The 2,013-nt window shown below is 61.6% G+C and carries 1 rRNA gene; it reads right to left on the bottom strand.

The features are described from left to right. Window positions 1–2,013 (bottom strand): 23S ribosomal RNA (locus CJ255_RS21835); the annotation flags it as partial.

The raw sequence follows: 2,013 nt of genomic DNA, 5'->3' as shown, positions 1-2,013 counted from the left end.
CGGAACTTACCCGACAAGGAATTTCGCTACCTTAGGACCGTTATAGTTACGGCCGCCGTTTACCGGGGCTTCGGTTCGGAGCTTGCACCCCTCCCCTTAACCTTCCGGCACTGGGCAGGCATCACCCCCTATACGTCGCCTTGCGGCTTCAGCAGGGAGCTGTGGTTCTGTTATCCAGTCGCCCGGGCCTGGACCCTGCGGCTGCCTCGCGCTCCACCGGCAAGCGGCTTCACCCTAACGCAGCACCCCTTCTTCCGAAGGTACGGGGTCAATTTGCCGAGTTCCTTAACGAGGGATCACTCGTCCGCCTTGGTCTCCTCGACCTACCTACCTGTGTCGGTTTGCGGTACGGTCACGCTGGTTCTCCCGAGCCGGCATTTCTTGCCTGCACAGGTGCCCCGCCGTTGAAGTTCTCGCGAACCTCTTCCCATCACCTCTCGGTCAACGCCCCGGGGATTTCGTCCCGAGGCTCCCTACCGGCTTGGACGACGCTCATCTCGTCGCGGCGGCTCCCCCTCAGTCTCCGGCATTGGTCAAACGAACCAGGCGTGGTACAGGACTATGCACCTGTTGTCCATCGCCTACGCCCTTCGGCTTCGGCTTAGGCCCGACTAACCCGCCGCGGATCACCCGTGCGGCGGAACCCTCAGGTTTTCGGCGGTGGGGGTTCGCACCCCACTTCTCTGTTACTCATTCCGGCATTCGCACTCGTCAACAGTCCACCGGGGCTTCCGCTCCGGCTTCTATCCGTTGACGACGCTCCCCTACCGTAGGATTGCTCCTACCCGCAGCGTCGGCAGATGACTTTGCCCCGATACAGCATCGGCGCAGCGCTACTCGACCAGTGAGCTATTACGCACTCTTTCAAGGATGGCTGCTTCTAAGCCAACCTCCTGGTTGTCTGCGCGGCACCACAACCTTTCCCACTGAGTCATCATTTCGGGGCCTTAGCTGGCGGTCTGGGTTGTTTCCCTCTTGACGACGGATGTTCGCACCCGCCGTCTCACTCGCGGTGACGGTCTCCTGGCATTCGGAGTTTGCCGTCGCTTGGTAAGCGGTGAAGCCCCCGCACGACAACAGTGCTCTACCTCCAGGAGCCGCTAGGCCGCGGCTGCACCTCAATGCATTTCGGGGAGAACGAGCTATCTCCATGTTCGATAGGCATTTCACCACTACCCACAGGTCATCCGAGCGGTTTGTAACCCACACCGGTGCGGCCCTCCACGTCCTGTTAGGGACGCTTCAGCCTGCCCATGGGTAGCTCACATGGTTTCGCGTCTACGGCACGCGACCGACGCCCTCTTCAGGCTCGCGTTCACTCTGGCTCCGGCTGTGTCTGCCTTAACCGAGCCACGCACCGTAACTCGCCGGATCATACTCCAAAAGGCACGCGGTCAGGCGTAACCCGAAGGTTCTAGCCCTCCCACGGCATGGAAGCACACGATTTCAGGGTCTCTTTCACTCCCCTCGACGGGGTACTTTTCACCATTCCCTCACGGTACTGTCCGCTATCGGTCGCTACGTGTAGCTTGCCTTAGACTGTGGTCAGCCTCGCTTCAGCCCGGGTTCTTCGTGCCCGGACCTACTCAGGAGTCGTTCACGCGTCGGTGGGGGCCGCCTACGGGACTCTCACCCGCTCTGGTGCGGTGTTCCAAACCGCTTCGGCTAGCCCAGGAGGACGCGGCGAGGGTCGCCAGACCCCCAATGAACGGTCCTACAACCCCAGTGCGGCAACGGCTGGCGCCTTGACACCGCACTGGTTTAGGCAGAAACCCGGTTCGTTCGCCACTACTACGGGTGTGGTTCTCTCTTCCTCCGGCTACTGAGATGTTTCAGTTGGCCGGGTTCCCTCCGAGCGTTGCCCGGTATCCCCCGGGGGGGATGGGTTGCCCCATTCGGAAATCTCCGGATCGGTGCCTGCTTGCGGCTCCCCGGAGCTTATCGGAGCGGTGCCCCGTCCTTCATCGGCACGTAGCGCCAAGGCATCCATCGTGTGCTCATCATGTCTTCCCT

Source organism: Candidatus Viridilinea mediisalina (assembly GCF_002532535.1).
GTDB lineage: Bacteria > Chloroflexota > Chloroflexia > Chloroflexales > Chloroflexaceae > Viridilinea > Viridilinea mediisalina.
This window is presented reverse-complemented; position numbering and strand designations above follow the sequence as displayed.